This is a genomic window from Drancourtella sp. An57, from assembly GCF_002161525.1.
GTDB lineage: Bacteria > Bacillota > Clostridia > Lachnospirales > Lachnospiraceae > Sellimonas > Sellimonas catena.
The window spans coordinates 81,433-100,348 of record NZ_NFHY01000003.1 but is presented as its reverse complement, the minus strand read 5'-3'; the positions used below and the strand labels follow the sequence as shown (position 1 = coordinate 100,348).

17 protein-coding genes and 1 pseudogene are annotated in these 18,916 nt (G+C 39.3%); 16 read left to right on the top strand and 2 right to left on the bottom strand.

The window, feature by feature from the left end; all coding sequences use genetic code 11:
* Positions 1–64: 64 nt before the first annotated feature.
* Positions 65–928, bottom strand: coding sequence for an AraC family transcriptional regulator (locus tag B5G11_RS03330; protein ID WP_087252172.1), 864 nt, complete (start codon positions 926–928; stop codon positions 65–67).
* 202 nt (positions 929–1,130) lie between these two features.
* Here B5G11_RS03330 and B5G11_RS03325 point away from each other — a divergent pair, with 202 nt between their 5' ends.
* The 7 genes and pseudogenes from B5G11_RS03325 to B5G11_RS03290 all read left to right on the top strand — a co-directional run bounded on the left by B5G11_RS03325 (position 1,131) and on the right by B5G11_RS03290 (position 8,843).
* Positions 1,131–4,169, top strand: coding sequence for a glycoside hydrolase family 2 TIM barrel-domain containing protein (locus tag B5G11_RS03325; RefSeq protein WP_087252171.1), 3,039 nt, complete (start codon positions 1,131–1,133; stop codon positions 4,167–4,169).
* Positions 4,170–4,339: 170 nt separating this feature from the next.
* Complete coding sequence (locus B5G11_RS03320; RefSeq protein ID WP_087252170.1) at positions 4,340–5,737, top strand: glycoside-pentoside-hexuronide (GPH):cation symporter; 1,398 nt, start codon at positions 4,340–4,342, stop codon at positions 5,735–5,737.
* Between the two features lie 435 nt (positions 5,738–6,172).
* Positions 6,173–6,973, top strand: a complete 801-nt coding sequence (locus B5G11_RS03315) for an AraC family transcriptional regulator (RefSeq protein WP_087151638.1) — start codon at positions 6,173–6,175, stop codon at positions 6,971–6,973.
* 156 nt (positions 6,974–7,129) lie between these two features.
* A pseudogene (locus B5G11_RS03310) lies at positions 7,130–7,264 on the top strand (TIGR01457 family HAD-type hydrolase); the annotation flags it as partial.
* Positions 7,265–7,645: 381 nt separating this feature from the next.
* Complete coding sequence (locus B5G11_RS03305; RefSeq protein ID WP_087166891.1) at positions 7,646–7,951, top strand: type II toxin-antitoxin system RelB/DinJ family antitoxin; 306 nt, start codon at positions 7,646–7,648, stop codon at positions 7,949–7,951.
* Positions 7,951–8,289 (top strand): type II toxin-antitoxin system RelE/ParE family toxin, encoded by a 339-nt coding sequence (locus B5G11_RS03300; protein WP_087252169.1) that lies wholly within the window; start codon positions 7,951–7,953, stop codon positions 8,287–8,289. The genes B5G11_RS03305 and B5G11_RS03300 overlap by 1 nt, the downstream gene beginning before the upstream one ends.
* A gap of 347 nt (positions 8,290–8,636) precedes the next feature.
* Positions 8,637–8,843 (top strand): hypothetical protein, encoded by a 207-nt coding sequence (locus B5G11_RS03290; protein WP_087252168.1) that lies wholly within the window; start codon positions 8,637–8,639, stop codon positions 8,841–8,843.
* A gap of 341 nt (positions 8,844–9,184) precedes the next feature.
* On the opposite strand, the gene B5G11_RS03285 is transcribed toward B5G11_RS03290, so the two are convergent.
* Complete coding sequence (locus B5G11_RS03285) at positions 9,185–10,459, bottom strand: MFS transporter (protein ID WP_087166892.1); 1,275 nt, start codon at positions 10,457–10,459, stop codon at positions 9,185–9,187.
* 285 nt (positions 10,460–10,744) lie between these two features.
* On the opposite strand from B5G11_RS03285, the gene B5G11_RS03280 reads away from it, so the two are divergent.
* The 9 genes from B5G11_RS03280 (at position 10,745) to B5G11_RS03240 (ending at position 18,787) form a co-directional block, all read left to right on the top strand.
* Positions 10,745–11,254: a MerR family transcriptional regulator gene (locus B5G11_RS03280; protein WP_087252167.1), complete on the top strand. Its 510-nt coding sequence runs from the start codon at positions 10,745–10,747 to the stop codon at positions 11,252–11,254.
* Positions 11,255–11,422: 168 nt separating this feature from the next.
* On the top strand, positions 11,423–11,929 hold the full coding sequence (locus B5G11_RS03275) for an RNA polymerase sigma factor (protein WP_242958902.1): 507 nt from the start codon (positions 11,423–11,425) through the stop codon (positions 11,927–11,929).
* Positions 11,916–13,097 carry an anti sigma factor C-terminal domain-containing protein gene (locus tag B5G11_RS03270; protein ID WP_087252166.1) on the top strand — a complete coding sequence of 394 codons (1,182 nt, stop codon included), beginning with the start codon at positions 11,916–11,918 and terminating at the stop codon, positions 13,095–13,097. The genes B5G11_RS03275 and B5G11_RS03270 overlap by 14 nt, the downstream gene beginning before the upstream one ends.
* Before the next feature lie 136 nt (positions 13,098–13,233).
* On the top strand, positions 13,234–13,887 hold the full coding sequence (locus B5G11_RS03265) for a phage head-tail adapter protein (RefSeq protein WP_087166895.1): 654 nt from the start codon (positions 13,234–13,236) through the stop codon (positions 13,885–13,887).
* A gap of 368 nt (positions 13,888–14,255) precedes the next feature.
* Entirely contained in the window at positions 14,256–14,699 is a 444-nt protein-coding gene (locus B5G11_RS03260; RefSeq protein WP_087252165.1) for a hypothetical protein, read from the top strand.
* A gap of 56 nt (positions 14,700–14,755) precedes the next feature.
* On the top strand, positions 14,756–15,910 hold the full coding sequence (locus B5G11_RS03255) for a WYL domain-containing protein (RefSeq protein WP_087252164.1): 1,155 nt from the start codon (positions 14,756–14,758) through the stop codon (positions 15,908–15,910).
* Positions 15,897–16,766 carry a hypothetical protein gene (locus B5G11_RS03250; protein WP_158099200.1) on the top strand — a complete coding sequence of 290 codons (870 nt, stop codon included), beginning with the start codon at positions 15,897–15,899 and terminating at the stop codon, positions 16,764–16,766. The genes B5G11_RS03255 and B5G11_RS03250 overlap by 14 nt, the downstream gene beginning before the upstream one ends.
* Before the next feature lie 58 nt (positions 16,767–16,824).
* Positions 16,825–17,997 (top strand): 4-hydroxybutyrate dehydrogenase, encoded by a 1,173-nt coding sequence (locus B5G11_RS03245; protein WP_242958900.1) that lies wholly within the window; start codon positions 16,825–16,827, stop codon positions 17,995–17,997.
* A gap of 151 nt (positions 17,998–18,148) precedes the next feature.
* Positions 18,149–18,787 carry a hypothetical protein gene (locus B5G11_RS03240; protein WP_087252162.1) on the top strand — a complete coding sequence of 213 codons (639 nt, stop codon included), beginning with the start codon at positions 18,149–18,151 and terminating at the stop codon, positions 18,785–18,787.
* The last annotated feature ends 129 nt before the right edge of the window (positions 18,788–18,916 follow it).

Sequence of the window (18,916 nt, the reverse complement as noted above, 5' to 3'; positions counted from 1 at the left end):
AAAGAGAGAAGAGGATACCACAAATCATTGCTTTGATGATTCTGTGGTATCCTCTTTGTGGATTTCAGAATTTGTTTCTCAGCTTTCGGTATTCTCGCGGTGAATATCCTCTCAGCTTGTGAAAAAGCCGACTGAAATACAGCTGGTTATCATATCCGACGATTTTAGAGATTTCATTGATGGAATAGGTTGTTGTTTCAAGTAACATCTGAGCATTGTTGATCCGGATTCCTACGATGAATTGCATTGGTGTGGAACCGGTGTATTTTTTGAAATTCCGGATAAACCAACTGACACTCATGCCTCGTGAGGCTGCGTAATCCTCTATGTTGATGTCCTGATTATAATTTTCGCTGAAATAGGTAACTGCAGTGTTCATTTCCTGATCCAGGTATTCGTTTTTCAGAATATGTTCTCGTGTCAGTTCTCGGTGGAAAGTGATTAGTAGATGACGAAGCAGAAGAACAAGCATTTCCTCATAATCATCCTGACAGCGTTGGAGTTCGATGATAATACGCTTGAAAACCCGTTCATATTCCATAGATGTGCCAACTTGGAAAACCCGTTCTTTATCCGAAAATCCATACTGACGTAAGATATTTTTAACATTGCTGCCTGTAAAATGAATCCAGTATACTTCTGTCTTATCTTCCCCATAATATTCATATTTCTGAAGCTCTTTCGGTCTGTACAGTACAATATTACCGGCGGGAACAATCGTTTCATTATCTACATTGTCAAAATGAAAATGTCCACAACCGGCAGTGATATAGATGATCTGATAATCCAGGCGTCCCCTTGGACGGTAGGTTGGTAATTTTGGATGGCTGGAAAGGCGATAAGTACCACAGCTTCCTACAATCAGTGGGCGACTTTTGTCTTTGAAATCCATATGGGAGTGGTTCAGATAACCAGTATTCATATACATAGGGCAGCACCTCTTTTCCTACTTTTTACCATTGTATCATTTAGTGCATATTTTGTCTAATCCAATTCATAGACATATTTTGCGGATTAGGATAAGATATGTATAGAAAAACAAAGAAACGTAAACAAAAAAGTAAAGAACAAGACTTGCTGTGGGAGAACAACGTATAAAAAAATGTATATGTATTGAAGGAGAGTTATTTATGATTGTACCACGTTATTATGAGGATTTAAGTGTACTGCATGAAAACACAATGCCAGCCAGAGCCTATTATGTTCCGGCATCCAAAAGAATGGACAACCTGGTGGAACACAGGGAAGAATCAGACCGTATGCAGTTATTAAACGGAACTTGGAAATTTCAGTATTATAACAGCATCTATGATATTCAGGAATCTTTTTTTGAGAAGGATTATGATACAGAAAACTTTGACGAGATTCAGGTTCCGAGTGTATGGCAGATGGCAGGATATGACACACACCAGTATACAAACATCCGGTATCCGTTCCCATTTGATCCACCGTATGTACCACAGGATATCCCGTGTGGAGCATATGCACATACTTTTGACTATCATAAAGATGAAAATGCACCAAAAGCATTTTTAAATTTTGAGGGAGTAGACAGTTGCTTTTATGTATGGGTCAATGGTTCTTATGTGGGATACAGCCAGGTTTCTCATATGACCAGTGAGTTTGATATTACCGACCTTCTTCAGGATGGAAAGAATACCATAGCAGTATTGGTAATGAAGTGGTGTGACGGTTCTTACTTGGAAGATCAGGACAAATTCCGTATGAGTGGAATTTTCCGGGATGTGTACATTTTGAAACGTCCGGAGCAGGCAATCAGCGATTATCATATAAAAACAAAGATTGAGGATATGCTTGCAAAGATAGAACTTGATGTGAAATTCTACTCTCCGGCAAATGTAAAAATTTCGATTGAAGATAAAAATGGAGCAGTTGTCGCAGTAGGAAGTATTACCGAAGAAGGAACAGCGGTGTTAGAGATTGCAAGTCCGGAGCTTTGGAATACAGAAAATCCATACCTGTACAAACTGATCCTTGAAACAGAAAATGAAGTAATTGTAGATCATATCGCACTCAGACAGATAGAGATCAAAGATCAGATTATTTACTTAAACGGACAGAAGATTAAATTCCGTGGTGTCAATCGACATGATTCTGATCCGGTTACTGGATTTACAATTAGTGTGGAACAGATTACAACCGATCTTACGCTAATGAAGCAGCACAATTTTAACGCTATCCGTTCCAGCCATTATCCGAATGCACCATTTTTCTATGAAATGTGTGACAAGTATGGATTTATGGTGATAGATGAAGCAGATATAGAGGCTCATGGACCATTTATGCTCTACAGAAAAGAAGACACGGATTACAATCGATTCAAGCGGTGGAATGAAAAAATTGCGGATGATCCGGCGTGGGAAGCAGCTATCGTTGACCGTGTGAAACTCATGGTAGAACGTGATAAAAACCGTTTTTGTATTGTCATGTGGTCAATGGGAAATGAAAGTGCTTATGGTTGCAACTTTGAAAAAGCACTTGCTTGGACAAAGAAATTTGATCCGGACCGTATCACACAGTATGAGAGTGCAAGATACCGTAATTATGATGAAACATATGATTACAGCAACTTGGATGTGTACAGCCGTATGTACCCGGCACTTTCCGAGATTCAGGAATATCTGGACAAGGACGGAAGCAAACCATTCCTTCTGGTAGAATATTGCCACAGCATGGGAAATGGCCCTGGAGATTTTGAAGATTACTTCCAGATGATACAGGATAATGATAAAATGTGCGGCGGCTTTGTCTGGGAATGGTGTGACCATGCGATTGCTCATGGCACTGCTGAGAATGGAAAGACAATCTATGCCTACGGAGGAGATCATGGCGAAGATATCCATGATGGCAATTTCTGCATGGATGGATTAGTATATCCGGACAGAACTGCCCACACAGGACTTTTGGAATACAAGAATGTCTATCGTCCGGCAAGGGTGGTTTCTTATGATAAAGAAAGTGGAGAGCTGGTACTTCACAATTATATGGATTTTGATGACCTGAATGATTATGTAAACATCAGTTATGAACTGACGCAAGATGGTCTTGTAATCGGAAAAGGTAAACTTTCAGAAGTGTCTGTGGCACCACACAGTGAAGGAAAGACAAATCTGAAAGTCAATGTTCCAGAAAGCGGAAAATGCTATTTAAAACTTATTTACCATCTGAAAAAAGAAATGCCACTGTTAGAGGAAGACCACATTCTGGGATTTGATGAAATTGAGGTAAGTCAGAAAGATGCAAAATGTCAGCTCGCAGAGAAATGGATGGAAAAAACAGCAACGAACTCTGAATTACAGGTGAATGAAAATGATACACAGATTCATATCAAAGGTCGTGAATTTTCCTACACCATAGACAGACGTACGGCTCTCTTTACAGAGATGAAATTTGCAGGACGGGAATATCTGAATCATCCGATGGAGTTGAATATTTGGAGAGCTCCAACAGATAACGATATGTACATCAAGTCTGAATGGAAGAAAGCTCACTATGATAAGGCTTACACAAGAGCCTATACGACAGAGGTTGCACAGGGAAAACATGGTGTGAAGATTACAAGCCATGCTTCCGTTGTGGCAGAGACGGTACAGAAGATTCTTGATGTGACGATTACATGGAAAATAGATGCTGCAGGAAAGATTGATGCAGATATAGCAGTAACAAAAGATGGAGAGTTCCCGGATCTTCCGAGATTTGGAGTGAGAATGTTTTTGGATAAGAAACTTTCAGATGCCAGATACTTTGGAATGGGACCACAGGAGAGCTATCGTGATAAACATCAGGCAGCGAGTCACGGTCTGTACCGGGCAAATGTAGGGGATTTACATGAGGACTATATCCGTCCACAGGAAAACGGAAGCCATTATGATTGTGAATATGTAGAGCTTAACAACAGCCGATATGGAATTGTGGCATCCGCAGAAAAGGCATTTTCATTCAATGCTTCTTATTATACACAGGAAGAACTTGAGAAGAAAACGCATAATTATGAATTGACAGAATCAGACAGCATGGTATTTTGTGTTGACTATGCATTAAATGGAATAGGTTCTAACAGTTGTGGTCCGGTTGTATTGGATCAGTATCGATTTAATGATGTATTATTCCGGTTCCAGTTTACTCTGGTTCCGTATGTAAAGGGATAATAAAGTTTTAAGTAACCCGTTAACAAGGAAGGAGAGTCTGGGTGTTTTGTAAAGTCCGGATATACAGAACAATCAGACAAAAACAAAGCAAAAAAATTTAGAATTAGGCACCATACTGTTAGGCATCTTGAGATTCTAAGTGCGATGAATATGAGGAGCAAAAGAATTCTATGGAAGAAAAAAAGTATTTAAAATGGTATAACAAAATTGGATATGGTTCAGGTGATATCGCAGGTAATGTAGTCTATGCATTCCTGACATCTTTTATGATGGTCTATCTGACAGACTCAGTAGGACTTGCTGCTGGTGTCGTAGGTACCCTGATTGCCGTATCAAAATTAATTGATGGTTTTACAGATATATTCTTTGGATCAATGATCGACAAAACACACAGCAAAATGGGAAAAGCAAAGCCTTGGATGTTATATGGCTATATTGGATGTGCCATTACATTAGTCTGCTGTTTTGCAGTACCAGTCAGCTGGGGAACAACCGCTAAATATGCATGGTTCTTTATTTCTTATACACTGTTAAATGGTGTGTTTTATACAGCTAATAATATTGCATATTCAGCACTTACATCACTCATCACAAAGAACAGCAAAGAACGTGTGCAGATGGGATCTTACCGTTTCATTTTTGCATTTTTAACAAGCCTTCTGATTCAGGCAATTACAGTTGGATTTGTAGATAAGTGTGGTGGAGATGCAGCTGCATGGAGAACTGTAGCAATTATTTATGCAATTATTGGTCTTATTGTAAATACAATTTCTGCTCTTTCTGTTAAAGAACTTCCAGAAGAGGAACTTAACGAAGGGGAAGTAAAAAATGAGGATGAGAAGTACGGAATGGTACAGGCATTTAAGCTTCTTATCAAAAACAAATATTACATGATGATCTGTGGAACTTACATTTTACAGCAGTTATACAGTGCCATGATTGGAGCCGGTATTTATTACATGACATGGGTACTGAAAAACAAAAACTTGTTCGGACAGTTTGCATGGGCAGTTAATATTCCACTGATCATTGCTTTGATTTTCACACCAACTTTAGTTGGTAAGTGGAAAGGTATGTACAAACTGAACTTAAGAGGTTATATCTTAGCAGTTATCGGTAGAGCACTTGTTGTTGTTGCCGGATATATGGGTAGCGTTCCGCTGATGATGGCATTTACGGCTCTTGCAGCATTAGGACAGGGACCATGGCAGGGAGATATGAATGCGGTTATCGCATCCTGCTCTGAATACACTTATCTTACACAGGGAAAGAGAATTGACGGAACTATGTACTCTTGTACGTCTCTTGGTGTAAAGATCGGTGGAGGTATTGGAACGGCTGTTGTTGGATGGATGCTTGATTTCAGTGGTTACGTTGGAACAAATGCAACTCAGCCACAGTCCGCACTTGATATGATGCAGTTTATGTATCTGTGGCTTCCATTAATCTTTGATGTATTGATTATGTTTGTACTTTCAAGAATGAATGTAGAAGGTGCAAATAAGAAACTGAAAGCAGAAAAAGGAATCACTGCAGATGAAGTAACAGATGCATCAGACATGGAGTAAAATTTGAAGGGAAAAGCATTGTCTGATTGAATCTTCAATTAGACAATGCTTTTACATATTATGAAACAATGAAACAGGCAAAAGAGCGGGGGACAGTATTTTGAATATAGAAGAAGCAATTGGAATGCTTAACGGGAAAGCTGCATTCAAAAGATTTATTGAAAGTTTATAAAAAAAGGACCACTTCATTTTTGTGAAATGGTCTTAAGAAAAAATATTCAGTTTTCACAAAATAGTCCTTTTAGTATTTATACATGATATGGATGCTCAAAATAGTCAGCGTAGAATACTAAAAGGTCGTTCAGATATTTTTTAAGATTGCTCATTTGCGATTCCTCCTTTCCTTGTTTACAAGTTGATTATAGGATAGATGAAAAAGGATTGCTTGCCAAATCGAAAGAAGATATAGACAAATGTTGCAAAGGGGAGTATTTCATGCAGTTAAAATATGTTGACACAAAAGAGGAGATCATAGCAGTAAATAAAAAGTCAAAACATATTGAACCACATCTTCATAATGCACTGGAGATTGTTTGTGTAACAAGTGGAACATTAGAGCTTGGTGTCGGACAGGAACTTTACCATATGGAAAAAGGAGATATAGGCTTTGTATTTCCGGATATTATTCATCACTATCAGGTACTGACACCCGGTGTAAATAAAGCGACTTATCTGATCGCATCGCCCTTTACGATTGGTAAATTTGCAGATATCATGCAGTCCATGGCTCCTGAATATCCAGTTATCAAAGCGGAAAAGGTTGAGCCGGAGGTATATAGGGTTATCAATGCGATCTTAGAGACAGAACAGTCGGATATTACAGTCGCACAGGCTTATCTTCAAATTGTGTTGGCACGCTGCATAGGAAAACTGAATCTGGTAGAGAAGAGCCATGTGGGGAGCAATGACCTTATTTACCAGACGGTTTCCTATATATCAGCAAATTTCAAAAAGAAGCTTTCACTGGAAGAGATGGCGAAAGACCTTGGAGTAAGCAAATATGTCTTATCCAGACTCTTTTCCAAAACATTTCATAGGAATTTCAACCAGTATCTTAACGATGCAAGGCTCAACTACGCATGTCATCGTTTGGAAAATACGAGTGATTCTATTACAAATATTTGCCTGGATAGTGGCTTTGAAAGTCAGAGAACATTTAACCGGGTATTTAAGGAAAGATATAAAATATCGCCTAGTGACTATCGGAGTACATGTGTAAAAGATATATTGTCATAAAAGGTTCTGCTGATAGAATAATTTACTTTGATTTCACGCCGTTATGTATTTGATTTTATGTGCGTATGATACGATATTACAATGGTCGTAGAAAATAGATTTTTCAGAAGTAAAAGAACAAGGCGTACTCTAAAGAAAAAGAAAGGCAGGGCATATATGAATATGGGAAATTCCATAATTGATTTTAACGAGAAAAAAAGGTTTATCTGCGATATGGATGGTGTGATTTATCATGGCAATCAGATATTGCCAGGTGTTCCAGAATTCATTCAGTGGTTACATGATGAAAAATAGGAACATAGGTGATATTTTATGCCTATCGCCCTGAAAACGGGCTTTTATTGCGTAACATTCAAAAATAGGGTGTCAATCTGCAAGAATTTGCTATAATAAAGGCGTGGCAACATTTTGGCAACAGAAAATCAGTAAACCAAAATAACTGATGTAATAGAAGTAAATATCGGCATGAATCCACACAAAACCTAAACAAATATAGTTAATAACATCGGGAAACACGCCGAGTTTGAGTGAGAAAAAGTCAGGAAGTTAAGAATATACAGAGGTTATAGTCGATATGGGCTAAAGAAGAAATAGTATTAAACTATTCTACAACTCATTATTGACACGTAACGACGAAGACGTTACAATTAAAGTATAAACGGAGGTGACATTATGGAGAAATCAGCAACACTTAATCTACGGATTAATCCCACATTAAAATCAGAGGCAGAGACAGTTCTTTCGCGTCTGGGCATACCAATGTCAACGGCTGTCGATATGTTCCTGAATCAAGTAGTTTTAGTTGGAGGGATTCCGTTTTCCGTTACGCTTCCAAAGGCACCGGCAGATATAGATGCCTCTCAGATGACAGATGCGGCTCTTCATGCGAAGCTTCAGAAAGGTTATGATGATTACAGAGCCGGAAGGACAGAGAACGCTGCAGAAGCATTCAAAAAGTTTAGGGAGACTCATAGGTGATGGGGAAACGGATTGTAGAAATTACCCAGACAGCTCTTGACGATATGGAAGGGATCTATGATTATATAGCAGATGTTCTTTTGGCAGCGGAGAATGCTATGGGTCAATATAATCGTATTGCAGATGCAATTCTCACTTTGGAAAGTAATCCTGAGAGATGTCCGGTTTTCGAGGTAGAGCCGGAACGATCTTGGAGAATGCGCAGAATGGTAATTGATAATTATCTTGTCTGTTACATTGTAGATCCGGATAAAGTGACAGTCACAGATGTGTTATACGGAGCTTCAAATGTGCATGCAAGACTGAAAGCAAGACATAAGGCAGACCCAGACATTTAAGTGAGCATGATAACATCATCATGATAACGAATTGATAACACTAGCAGAGACAGACCATAGAAACATGACAGTTGGAAACAAATAAAATCAAATAGAACCAAATATTCTATACAAAACTGTATAGAATTAGATTTGGTTTACGAGTTTGAATAATTAGTAAATCCCAAGAATCCTTGTAAAATGGGCGTTCTTGGGATTTCTTTTTTGCTGTGATGTTAGGGTGATGTTAATGGTGCTTCAGCTAAAGTACAGAATGCGGTCATAAAAATAGTATTTCTTCTGATGATATTTACGAATCAGAAGAAGATTTTAGAAATTATAAGAATTAGTTAAATGGAGGATTTGCTATGCCAATATGCAAATTTTGTGGAGAAGAATTTGAACTTTCTGATGCAAGAAGACGAATCGGTCGTTCTTATGGGGCTGGAATATATAATGAATACTATCCAAACGGTGATGTTTGTGAGAGTTGTGCGGTTGAAGAAATTAGTTGCGATTATGCGACTGGTGCTGAGATAAAAGAGCTGATGGGAACGTCTTGGGATGACGACTAATTGTTTTCAAAAAGGTACGGTAAAGTCCCTATAAATCCTGGCTTATTGGATAGAATTACATGGTGTTAGCACCATGTAGATAGGGCGATTAAGGAGAAATATTCGTGATACCCGTATGATACCTGTTTGGTCGGAAACCATGGATAATGAGTAAAATAAGGATATTACGAATATAAAAACCCATAAAAGTCAACTTGGCATTTAACAATTATGTTATATGTTGGTGGCGAATAGTAAACAGAGAGCCGGGAAGACGCATAAACAGCGGACTTTCCGGCTCTCTGTTTGTCTGAGTTTGTTAAATTTATTTTCTCGACAAATGGAGGATGCAGTCGTTTTATTCAGGCGCGTGCTTCCTCTGTTTGGGGATCCTGAATGTGGCCGATGACCAACATCGCCAGAATGAACAGCGCGATGGTAAATATAAAGGGCAGACGGCGGTCCAGGCTGGAAAGCCATCCGGCCAGGTAGCCGAACGGAGAGGAGAGTGCAATGGTTGAGGCCATGATCAGAGCGTTCAGGCGCGCGCGCTCCTGTGCGTTGATGCTGAGCTGGAGCAGTGCATCCTTGCGCGGATTCACCAATGCGGCGGCAACGGCAGCAGTGAATACGTAGACAAGAACAGGCACCAAACTGTTGACAGGAGAGAGAATCAACACCAGAGCAGCTGCACAGTACAGAACGAGCCCGGTCCACAGCGGAACCTTGAATTTTGCAACGCTCATACGGTGTTGGATACCGACCATAAAGACAAGCATGACGGCAGCGTTTAAAATCGGAAACACGGCCAGGTAGTTTTCAGAAAGCCCGAGCCTTTGGGTTACATACAGCCCGAAAAAGTTGGTGTTTACCATATTGCTGATATACAGCAGGACCGAAACGGCAACGGCCTTCAGAGCGCCCTTGTCCTTCAGAAGGTAAGGAATCAGTTGCCGATATTCGCCGAGCATTTGGAAAACGGAAACACCCTTGGTTTCGGCACGTCGGATTTTCCCCTGCTTTGTTTCCCTGCAGAATTTCAAGGTGATGAGCATTTTGATGATCATCGACACGGTGAAAAGCAGATACAGAACACGCACAACCGGTACTACCGAATAGGCATTGACAAACAAGCCGGAAAGCGGTGCAAAGAAGATGGACACCAGACCGCCGATGCTCACCCAGGTGTAGATATTGACAAGGTCTTTTGAGCGTGCGTCCTCGATCAGCAGACAGTACCACGCGGTCTGGTTGATCTGCTCAAAACAGTTCAGGACGGCAGCGAGTAAAAACAGCCAGAAGTTGTCGGATATAGCCCATACGAGACAAGCCAGTGCCCAACCAAAGAAGTCGCCCATCATGGTGGTGAATTTTCTACCGACTTTATCGGTCAGGATGCCACCGGAAAATGAGAAAAACACTTGAAACACCATGGCGATGGATAGAATCAGACCGATCTGCACGTCTGTGATGCCCTGGGTGTACATGTACAGCGTGGCAAACGGTGCGATCAGATTGTAAGGAATGCCCCATAAGGGCTCGATCAATGCCAGTGTGCGCGGGTTTCCAGGATTATTTTCCAAGACCTGAACCAATGGGTGTTCCCTGAGTTTTTCCAGTTTTGCTTTCAGATTCATATATATTCTCCCCGTATTCTCTCAATTTCCTCCCCATTCTATCATATCGTTCTGAAATCGAAAATAGGATTCAAGTTTTTTTCGGTAAATGAAGGGAGGGCAGATTCGAGAATATGCAATTTGAGAAGGAATAGAACATGAATAAAGAATGGTGTAAACTTAATAAAACAATGTAGTTCTTCAGAGCTTAAGGTGTTGATTGCTGCAAGTTCTGCTTGACTGTAAACACTGTTTATAATTTATATTCAAAAATAGAATATAGGTGCTTGAGAAGAGGTGCATGATATGACAATAAAAGAGGTTGAAAAACTGACAGGGTTATCACGTTCAAATGTACGCTTTTATGAAAAAGAAAAACTGATTGTTCCTGTAAGAAATGAAAGAAACGGTTATAGAGACTATTCCAATAGCGATATAGAGAATCTTAAAAAGATTGCATATCTTAGAACATTGGGAATTTCTATTGAGGATATACGAAGTATTATATCAGAAAACGTATCATTACGGGACAAGAAATTTATTTTTGCTTATCCGATAGCGTGTATTGTAATCCGTTATTTTGTCAGGCCGATTATTTACGGAAAATTGCAGATGAATTTTTATTGTGAGGTTATGACAGAGTATTTAACAAACTATATGTGCTTCCTTGCTTTATCAGTGGAACTTTTTTCTATACTTTTTATTTATGGAATAGTAAAAAATATTATAGCAATGTTAGTTGTAGATACAGTCGTATTGATTGGCGTATTGATAAGAGGGCTTGCTAAAAAGAATTCAGGTACAATGGAAGTTTAGCACTGACCAATTTATGGGATATAAATGATGGAGTCCAAAGCGTAGAGAGGGTCGTAAAGTCATCCAAATCAGATGATGGAGCGGCCCTCTCTTTTTATGTGTAACATATTGACATTTAATTTGTTATATGGGTAGATAGGATTAAGTTATGAAAAAGAGGTGAGATGCTTGGAAGAAAAAATGATAAAACAATTATATCATCAGTATGGAAAAGAATTGTTTTTGTATTTGTATTCTATGTGCCAGCAAAAAGAGTTGGCAGAAGACTTATTACAAGAAACTTTCTTAAAAGCAATCCTGGCATTACCGGAATATCACACAAATATGCGGGCATGGTTGTATAAAGTCGCAAGAAATCTTTTTTACAATTTGTATAAACGAAACAGGCGGGAAATTTGTGATGAGGAATATTTGAAGAAGATTTCTAAATTAGAGGTTGACGAATTTCTAGAAGAATATATTTCCAAACAGGAGACAAGAATTTTGTACACAGCAATGCAAAAATTATCCCCTGTTAAGAGGGAAGTACTGGAGCTACAGTATTTTGGGCAGATGCCATTAAAAGAAATTGCAAATGTTTTACAGCTTTCCCAGGAAAATGTGAGAGTGCTTAGTCACAGAGCAAAAAAAGATTTAAAGAAATTGATGGAGGTGGAAGGATATGAAGTACCGTGAATTATTAGAATTATATGATAAAAAGAAATTGCCGGAAGAACTTCAAAAGAAAGTGGAGCAGGATATCGAAAGACAAGAGGCAATCAGCGAATATTTATTTGAAAAAGATGAATTAGGTGAAGAATTACATGTTGAGTATAATCAAAGTGAAGAATACGACAAAACAGAACAATTTGCAGGTATGATTAAAAAAAGTATTCGTAAGGCATTTATAAAAATGGGGATTATCACTGGAAGTATTGTCATTGTGATTGTATGTTTGATTTTGTTTGTATTTCCTAACATTGTTTCATTGTTTTATTATGACCCGGGAAAGGAGATATTTGAAAATACAAATCAAATGAGTTTGGATCTCAGGGTGTATACAGAATTAAAAATTCCAGGATATGTTCGGGATAATGTTGTAGTACGAGATAAAGGTTATGGAAATTATGATATCAACATTTATCAAAATGTTTCCTATAATGGGAAATTTACGAATATTGCAGGTGCCTTGAATAAAGGAAATTTGAATCTTTATGATATGAATTTGCTAAATCCACCTCACGATAATGTATTTGCCTGGTTTCAGTTAGAGGATTTGAAAGAACAATCGCTTCGTGAGATAGAGGCAGCGGGCAAAGAGATGTTTTTCTCAGGTGGAACCAGAGAACAGGCCACAGAAGCTCTTCAAGGCTTAGAAGAAAATGTAAAGTATGTTTTTTATGCAACATTGGATAAAATGGTCGATTACAATGAATTTGTTAAATTTAAAAAGGAAAAGAATTCATATGCTAACTGGTGTGCCGTATATACTGGAGGAAGAATTCAAAATCTGGGCATTGAGTGCGAATTGTTACGTTCATGTAATCTGGGATGGGACACAAAGGAATATCCAGAGATGATTATATGGAATCATGACGAAGAAACGCAGCCTTTGGAGAATAAAATTGAGAATACAGAGGTTATGCAGACCCATTTTGAAAGTATGCTGAGATATATGGGAGAACAAGAATCATTTTTAAAAATGATGAATGAGACTTCTGAAATATACAAAGAGGCAGCAGAGTATATCGAAGAGAATGGAATGCTTATTTATGGGTATTCGGGAATTGCGAAAAAGGAAGAATTGCTAAACATGAATGAGTGGTCGGAAATTTATGCAATAGAAGTGAGTGAATTGAGATAATTCAGAATGAAGGACAAAATGAAGGGCAAGGAGTTATTTATGACTCCTTGCCCAAGTGCTTTTCAATTATAGAAAAATTAATCTTGTTACTCTTGTTTCAATCTTGGTAAAATAATAGAAAAGGAGTAAATAGAACATGAATAAAGAATGGTCTGAACTTAATAAAACAATGCAGGGACAAATTAAAAAGAAAGATACATATAAGATGGGGGTTGATACTTTGTTCAGTTTACGAAGTCAGTTAATGCAAACCTTAGTATCTTTAAAAGAGGAACTACGCAGAGAAGATTTTAACTCGATCCCGTTCATTAATGCTGATGGCTATCATAGTAAGACGATCGCTTATTCGATCTGGCATATTTTCCGTATTGAAGATATCGTAGCACATTCGGTGATAAAGGAAGATGAACAAGTATTTTTTGTGGGAAATTATCAAAAGCGTATCAATTCGCCCATCATTACAACAGGAAATGAACTCGTGAAACAGCAGATTGCAGATTTTTCAAAACAGCTGAATCTGGAAGAATTATATTCATATATTTTTGAAGTGCGGGAAAGCACAGAAAAAATGCTTGAACAGTTATCTTATGATGAATTAAAAAGGAAAATTTCGATAGAAAGAAAAGAATACCTGAAATCGTTGAAGGTGGTAAAGGAAGATGAAAAAGCAAATTGGCTGATTGATTATTGGTGCAATAAAGATATTCGTGGACTAATTCAAATGCCGTTCTCCAGACATTGGATTATGCACACAGAAGCCTGTTTGCGTATAAAAAATAAGATACAATAGACATTTAATTGAAGGGAGGTTATTTTATGGAATCTTTGGAGAAGATACATTAATCTTCTTACTCTGATCCGTAATCACCAGAAGAATTTTATATACTGCTTTTTCATCGCATTTTTGCTGATCTGACTTGTGCTGTTAGTTGTAGTACTGGCAATTCTGATTACCACTCCACTGGGAGCGATTGGCATGGATTTAACTTACAAAAGATTATTGACACGGGAAAGAGTGAATAAAAGTGGAGAGGTTAAAATAGTGAAAAAATGTTAAATGGGCGGATTTTTCCGCCCATTTACTTTGTATAATGAAAAGCGTAACGTACATGGAAAAGAGAATATGTGATTCATGAGAATCAAGAAAGAGGTGCTTTTATGGGTTTACCGCAGAAAAACATACTGATCAATCATTTTCAGGCTGTCGAAGATTATCTGAAACTGGATGCAAGAAATGGAAAGCATCTGCGATTTATTGAGTTGATGAAGAACAGATATATCCCTGAAGTGCAGAATCTTTTAGAAATCATTCCGGAAAGCTTTCATCCGACAGAACTTCAGAAGTTTTACGAACATACCGGGCTAAAGATACTGGTTGAGATCTACAACAGTGAATATGAAGTGACGATGTATGACAGGAAAGGGAAATACCCGAGAGAGGATGCCGTTATCTGGAATAAAGATTTTAGAGATCAGGTAGCTGAGCATCCGGAATGGCTTGAACCGCAGGAGAAAGCAGATCTGCTGATTCGTTGGATTTTCCCTCTTGAGGAAAAGAAAGAGAATATCGTTGTACATCATTATCAGTTTATATTAAGATAAAAGAAAAGGGGGCGGGGCTAAATGCCCTTGCCCTGTAGTTTGAAAGGAAATGGTGTATGGCAGAGCGGTATTCAAATAAACCATCCAAATATGAGAGATCCTACAGAATACTTGAGTATCTGAAAAAGAATACGGATCAGGAGCATAAGGTGAAGCAGTCAGATCTGAGAAAGATTGAGTATTTGAAGCAATATATCGGGAACAAGGAAACATTTAATGATACTATAGTGAATATGGCAAATGCCATGAATTCGGACAGTAACGAAAGGATAAATCCGGAGGAAGAATGGCGTATTGTTTTTGACGCCTTTGCCAAGCGATATGGGAGCGAAGGAACTGAGGAAGAAGATGAAGAGGGTACCCAGCGGATGCCGATCCGGGGATTGTACTATCATCATATATTTTCTTACGACGAGATCAACAGTCTGATAGAAGGCATTTTATTTTCAAAGACAATGACACCTGAAGACGGGGAGAAACTCATAGAAAAGATAGAGAGCCATCTTACAACAAAATTTTATCCTAAGGGAGCAAAACAGATTTGCAGAGTGAATGAACCGCAGCTTGCGGATCAGGGGCGAATACGAGAGAATCTCAAGATGATCCAGCAGGCGATTGAGGAGAGAGTGCAGATCAGATTTCGGTTTTATGGCTACAACAGGAGAAAGGAACTGGAACCTGTCAGGAAAGAGAAAGATACAGTGAGCCCGTATTACCTTGTTGCAAATGGAGGGAAATATTATCTTCTGGCATGTAAAGAGGTGACGATCAACGGAGAAATTGTCCGGAATATGTCTATCTGGAGAGTGGATTTGATGGGAGAAATGGAGATACCGGGACGTGATGAAAAACTTGGAATTCCAGGAATTCCGGCATTGAAAAAAGAGAGCGTGGAAAATCTTCCAAAGCAATGGAGTGAAGACTTTCATCTTTCACACCTTAACATGGCTTTTGATGAGCCGGTAAAAATCAGATTGAAGATAACAAGAGTGCGGGAAAAGGCAGACTATACTTTTCTTCACGACTGGTTTGGAGATACATTCCGATTCGTGGGAAAGAGTGATATTGTGGAGGTAATGTGCAGCCCGTTTGCAATGGTGAACTGGGCACTTCAATATAGTGACCGGGTGGAAGTTCTGGAACCGGAGAGTATCAGACGCCAGGTGGCGGAGAAAGCCAGGAGATTATATGAAAAATATGGAGAAAATTAAGATGAACAGAGATTATTGCTATATTGATGATGTTCTGGAAATGAAAAATAAAGGAGCATTTGATCCCGAAAAATACTGCTATGATAAGGATTGTGGCAGGAAGAGCCTGGATCCGGATTGCCGGAGTCATAGATTATATGAAGATCTGGCAAAAGTGTTTGGTGGGAAAACGAATTATGCGGAAAATGAGTTGTTATTTTCAAAAACAGAGGAGACGGAACTTACGGATGAGGAAGGTCGTAGATACGGGTCAGACTACATCGGACCTTCCTGGAACTGGGCCAGACTGGAATATGGATTTACAGACAGGGAGATCGGAGAGGGATTGAAGAGGACCAGACTTCTCGGAGGGCATATGCTTTGGTTGAGAAAGACTCCTTCCATCAACACAACGAAAGGCGGAAAAGGTATCTATGACAGGATCGATTTGTGTCTGGATGAAATCAAGAATGCCTATGAATGTGGGTTTGAAGGGGTATCCAGCCATAAACAGTCTTTGTGGCAGGAGATCTGTGAAGAAAAAGAATGGTTCGAATTATTTGGAAGAGGATGGAAAGGGTTTTCAAACTTTATTGATTTCTTCCTGCTCAATGATTATGTGAATGGGAACTATGACGTCATCTCCCTGTCCATATCCAACTGCAGGGAAGGATGTTATGAGCTGGTAAAAGAAGAATGCCGGCGTATCAATCAATACAAGATCAGTACAAAAAACAACTGCTATTTACCGGGGAGACAATTTGGCCTGAACCTTCAGGAGGATGAAGCGAAAGCGGCGTACAGACAGTATATTAATAATTGTATTTTTCTGATAGAGAAAAGGACGGAGAGTATGTTAAAGAAGCTGTCTGTGTAGCTGACCGTGTTTTGTGATAAAATGAGAATATATCAAAAATAGATTAAAAGATGACCAGATGAAACGGGAATCAGGGATTGCCGGACTGGACTATTTGGAAGGAGAGCAGAGGATGAAATTATTTCAGGAAATTACAGAAGTATACAAATATCAAAAAGCGAGTGAATTTATAAAGGAGTTTCAGATCGGAGAGGGAGACTTTGTTTTTACGAGTCAGTCAGTATTTGAGACTTATTTTCAAGAACTTCGATCAAGCGGTGCTGTTGTACATTTTAAAAGCGAATACGGACAGGGCGAACCTACAGATCTGATGGTAGATGCTCTGTTAAAAGATTTCAGAAGAACGGATTGTAACAGGGTCATTGCGATCGGCGGCGGAGCAGTGATTGATATGGCAAAGATCCTGGTGCTGGACGGAGAGGCAAAAGCTGCGGAATATTATCAAAGGAAGGTGCCGGTCAGAAAGATACGGACCTTGGTTGCTGTGCCGACGACCTGTGGAGCCGGTGCAGAGGTGTCAAATGTATCTATCGCGGAGATGACAGCTCTTCAGACAAAGCTGGGACTGGCCGGTGAGGAGATGTATCCGGATCAGGCGGTACTTATTCCGGAACTTCTCGGGAAACTGCCATGGCACTTTTTTGTAACGAGTGCGATTGATGCCCTGATCCATGCTATCGAGTCCTATGTATCGCCGAAAAGTACATTGTATACACGGATGTTTGCAAAAGAGGCTATGCAGATTTTTCTCAAGGGCTTCCGTATGTTGGAAGAGAAAGGACCAGACAGCAGAGAGGAATTGTTTGAAGACTTTCTGATAGCCAGTGATCTTGCAGGCATTTCCTTTGCCATTGCCGGAACAGGAACAGTGCATGCTATGTCCTATCCGCTTAGCGGAACTTACCATGTGACACACGGAGAGGCCAATTATCAGTTCCTGACAGCAGTATTCCAGGCATATCAGGAAACAAATCCAGATGGAGGAATCTTGGAGCTGAATACATTTCTGGCGGAAATTTTTTCGTGTGAACCTGATATGGTTTACAAGGAGATTGAAAAATTGCTGGATGGCCTGGTCCGGAGGACACCGCTTCATGAATACGGAATGAAAGAAGAAGAAATCCGAAGTTTTGCCGAGAGTGTGGAGAAATCGCAGCAGCGTCTACTGGGCCAGAGCTATGTGAAATTTGGGGCTGACGATCTGGAGAAGATTTATCGAAAACTTTATTAGGATGATGAAAAACAAATAGAAAAAGTATAGGATATGGAGTTTTTAAAAACATTAAGAAATAATTACAGATATCTTCCTTGAGGGCCGAATTGTGCCATGCTAGTATGAAGTAAATTTGAGGATGAATGGCATGAGAAAGGAGAAGTATCCTATGAGAATAAAAAAATTCATGACTCCCGAGATGTATGTGGAACGTGTGGAAGGTTCGGAGGAATGGTATCTGGGAGTTGCCTTTGAGGAAGATGTATGCGATTTGTTTGACGCGGAAATTATGGAGAAAGAAGGGAAAGAATTTCCGGGTAATTGCCCTTATTTTTTTCATTATCCTGACGGGGCAGTGTACCATCCCTTCCCACAAAAGAAACATGTCTATTATGAGAATCCGGTTTGGGACAAGGATCGTTTTGGGATTCTGGCAGTAGATTTTTCTTTGCGGAAAATTCTGATCTACACTTATATTCCCGGGGCAAAACCGGAGATCCTGCATTCCCTGGATCTGGATGAAGTGGAGGACTGTTACAATCTGAAGCTGGAGATGACTCCGTGGATATTGGGAAGGCAGACGCATAACGAATATGAGGCAATCTGGCCGGTAAAAAGGAAGTTCCCGATCGGAGACAACGAAAGCATGATCTGCAGAGACGGCAATGTGCTGTTTCTTTCACGGTGGGTGGAAGATCCGGTTTATCATGAATATGTAGTGACAATAGATATGGAGACCGGGGAAGAGCTTTGCGTAGAAAAGGGAAATCTCTATCTGATGCCGGATGGAAGTTTGTGGAATATATAAAATATGTGGGAGGCCATACGGACAGAAAAATGGCAGGTAATTAATGAGTTCTAATGCGTTTTAATGCGTTTCACACGCATTAAAACGCATTAAAAATTTGTAGAAAAGTGCATAAAGGTATATCCGTTA

Excerpts from the sequence above, each read along its gene's own strand:
- B5G11_RS03330 (WP_087252172.1), bottom strand. The coding sequence starts at position 928 with ATGTATATGAATACTGGTTATCTGAACCACTCCCATATGGATTTCAAA.
- B5G11_RS03325 (WP_087252171.1), top strand. The coding sequence starts at position 1,131 with ATGATTGTACCACGTTATTATGAGGATTTAAGTGTACTGCATGAAAAC.
- B5G11_RS03320 (WP_087252170.1), top strand. The coding sequence starts at position 4,340 with ATGGAAGAAAAAAAGTATTTAAAATGGTATAACAAAATTGGATATGGT.
- B5G11_RS03315 (WP_087151638.1), top strand. The coding sequence starts at position 6,173 with ATGCAGTTAAAATATGTTGACACAAAAGAGGAGATCATAGCAGTAAAT.
- B5G11_RS03305 (WP_087166891.1), top strand. The coding sequence starts at position 7,646 with ATGGAGAAATCAGCAACACTTAATCTACGGATTAATCCCACATTAAAA.
- B5G11_RS03300 (WP_087252169.1), top strand. The coding sequence starts at position 7,951 with ATGGGGAAACGGATTGTAGAAATTACCCAGACAGCTCTTGACGATATG.
- B5G11_RS03290 (WP_087252168.1), top strand. The coding sequence starts at position 8,637 with ATGCCAATATGCAAATTTTGTGGAGAAGAATTTGAACTTTCTGATGCA.
- B5G11_RS03285 (WP_087166892.1), bottom strand. The coding sequence starts at position 10,459 with ATGAATCTGAAAGCAAAACTGGAAAAACTCAGGGAACACCCATTGGTT.
- B5G11_RS03280 (WP_087252167.1), top strand. The coding sequence starts at position 10,745 with ATGACAATAAAAGAGGTTGAAAAACTGACAGGGTTATCACGTTCAAAT.
- B5G11_RS03270 (WP_087252166.1), top strand. The coding sequence starts at position 11,916 with ATGAAGTACCGTGAATTATTAGAATTATATGATAAAAAGAAATTGCCG.
- B5G11_RS03265 (WP_087166895.1), top strand. The coding sequence starts at position 13,234 with ATGAATAAAGAATGGTCTGAACTTAATAAAACAATGCAGGGACAAATT.
- B5G11_RS03260 (WP_087252165.1), top strand. The coding sequence starts at position 14,256 with ATGGGTTTACCGCAGAAAAACATACTGATCAATCATTTTCAGGCTGTC.
- B5G11_RS03255 (WP_087252164.1), top strand. The coding sequence starts at position 14,756 with ATGGCAGAGCGGTATTCAAATAAACCATCCAAATATGAGAGATCCTAC.
- B5G11_RS03250 (WP_158099200.1), top strand. The coding sequence starts at position 15,897 with ATGGAGAAAATTAAGATGAACAGAGATTATTGCTATATTGATGATGTT.
- B5G11_RS03245 (WP_242958900.1), top strand. The coding sequence starts at position 16,825 with ATGAAACGGGAATCAGGGATTGCCGGACTGGACTATTTGGAAGGAGAG.
- B5G11_RS03240 (WP_087252162.1), top strand. The coding sequence starts at position 18,149 with ATGAGAATAAAAAAATTCATGACTCCCGAGATGTATGTGGAACGTGTG.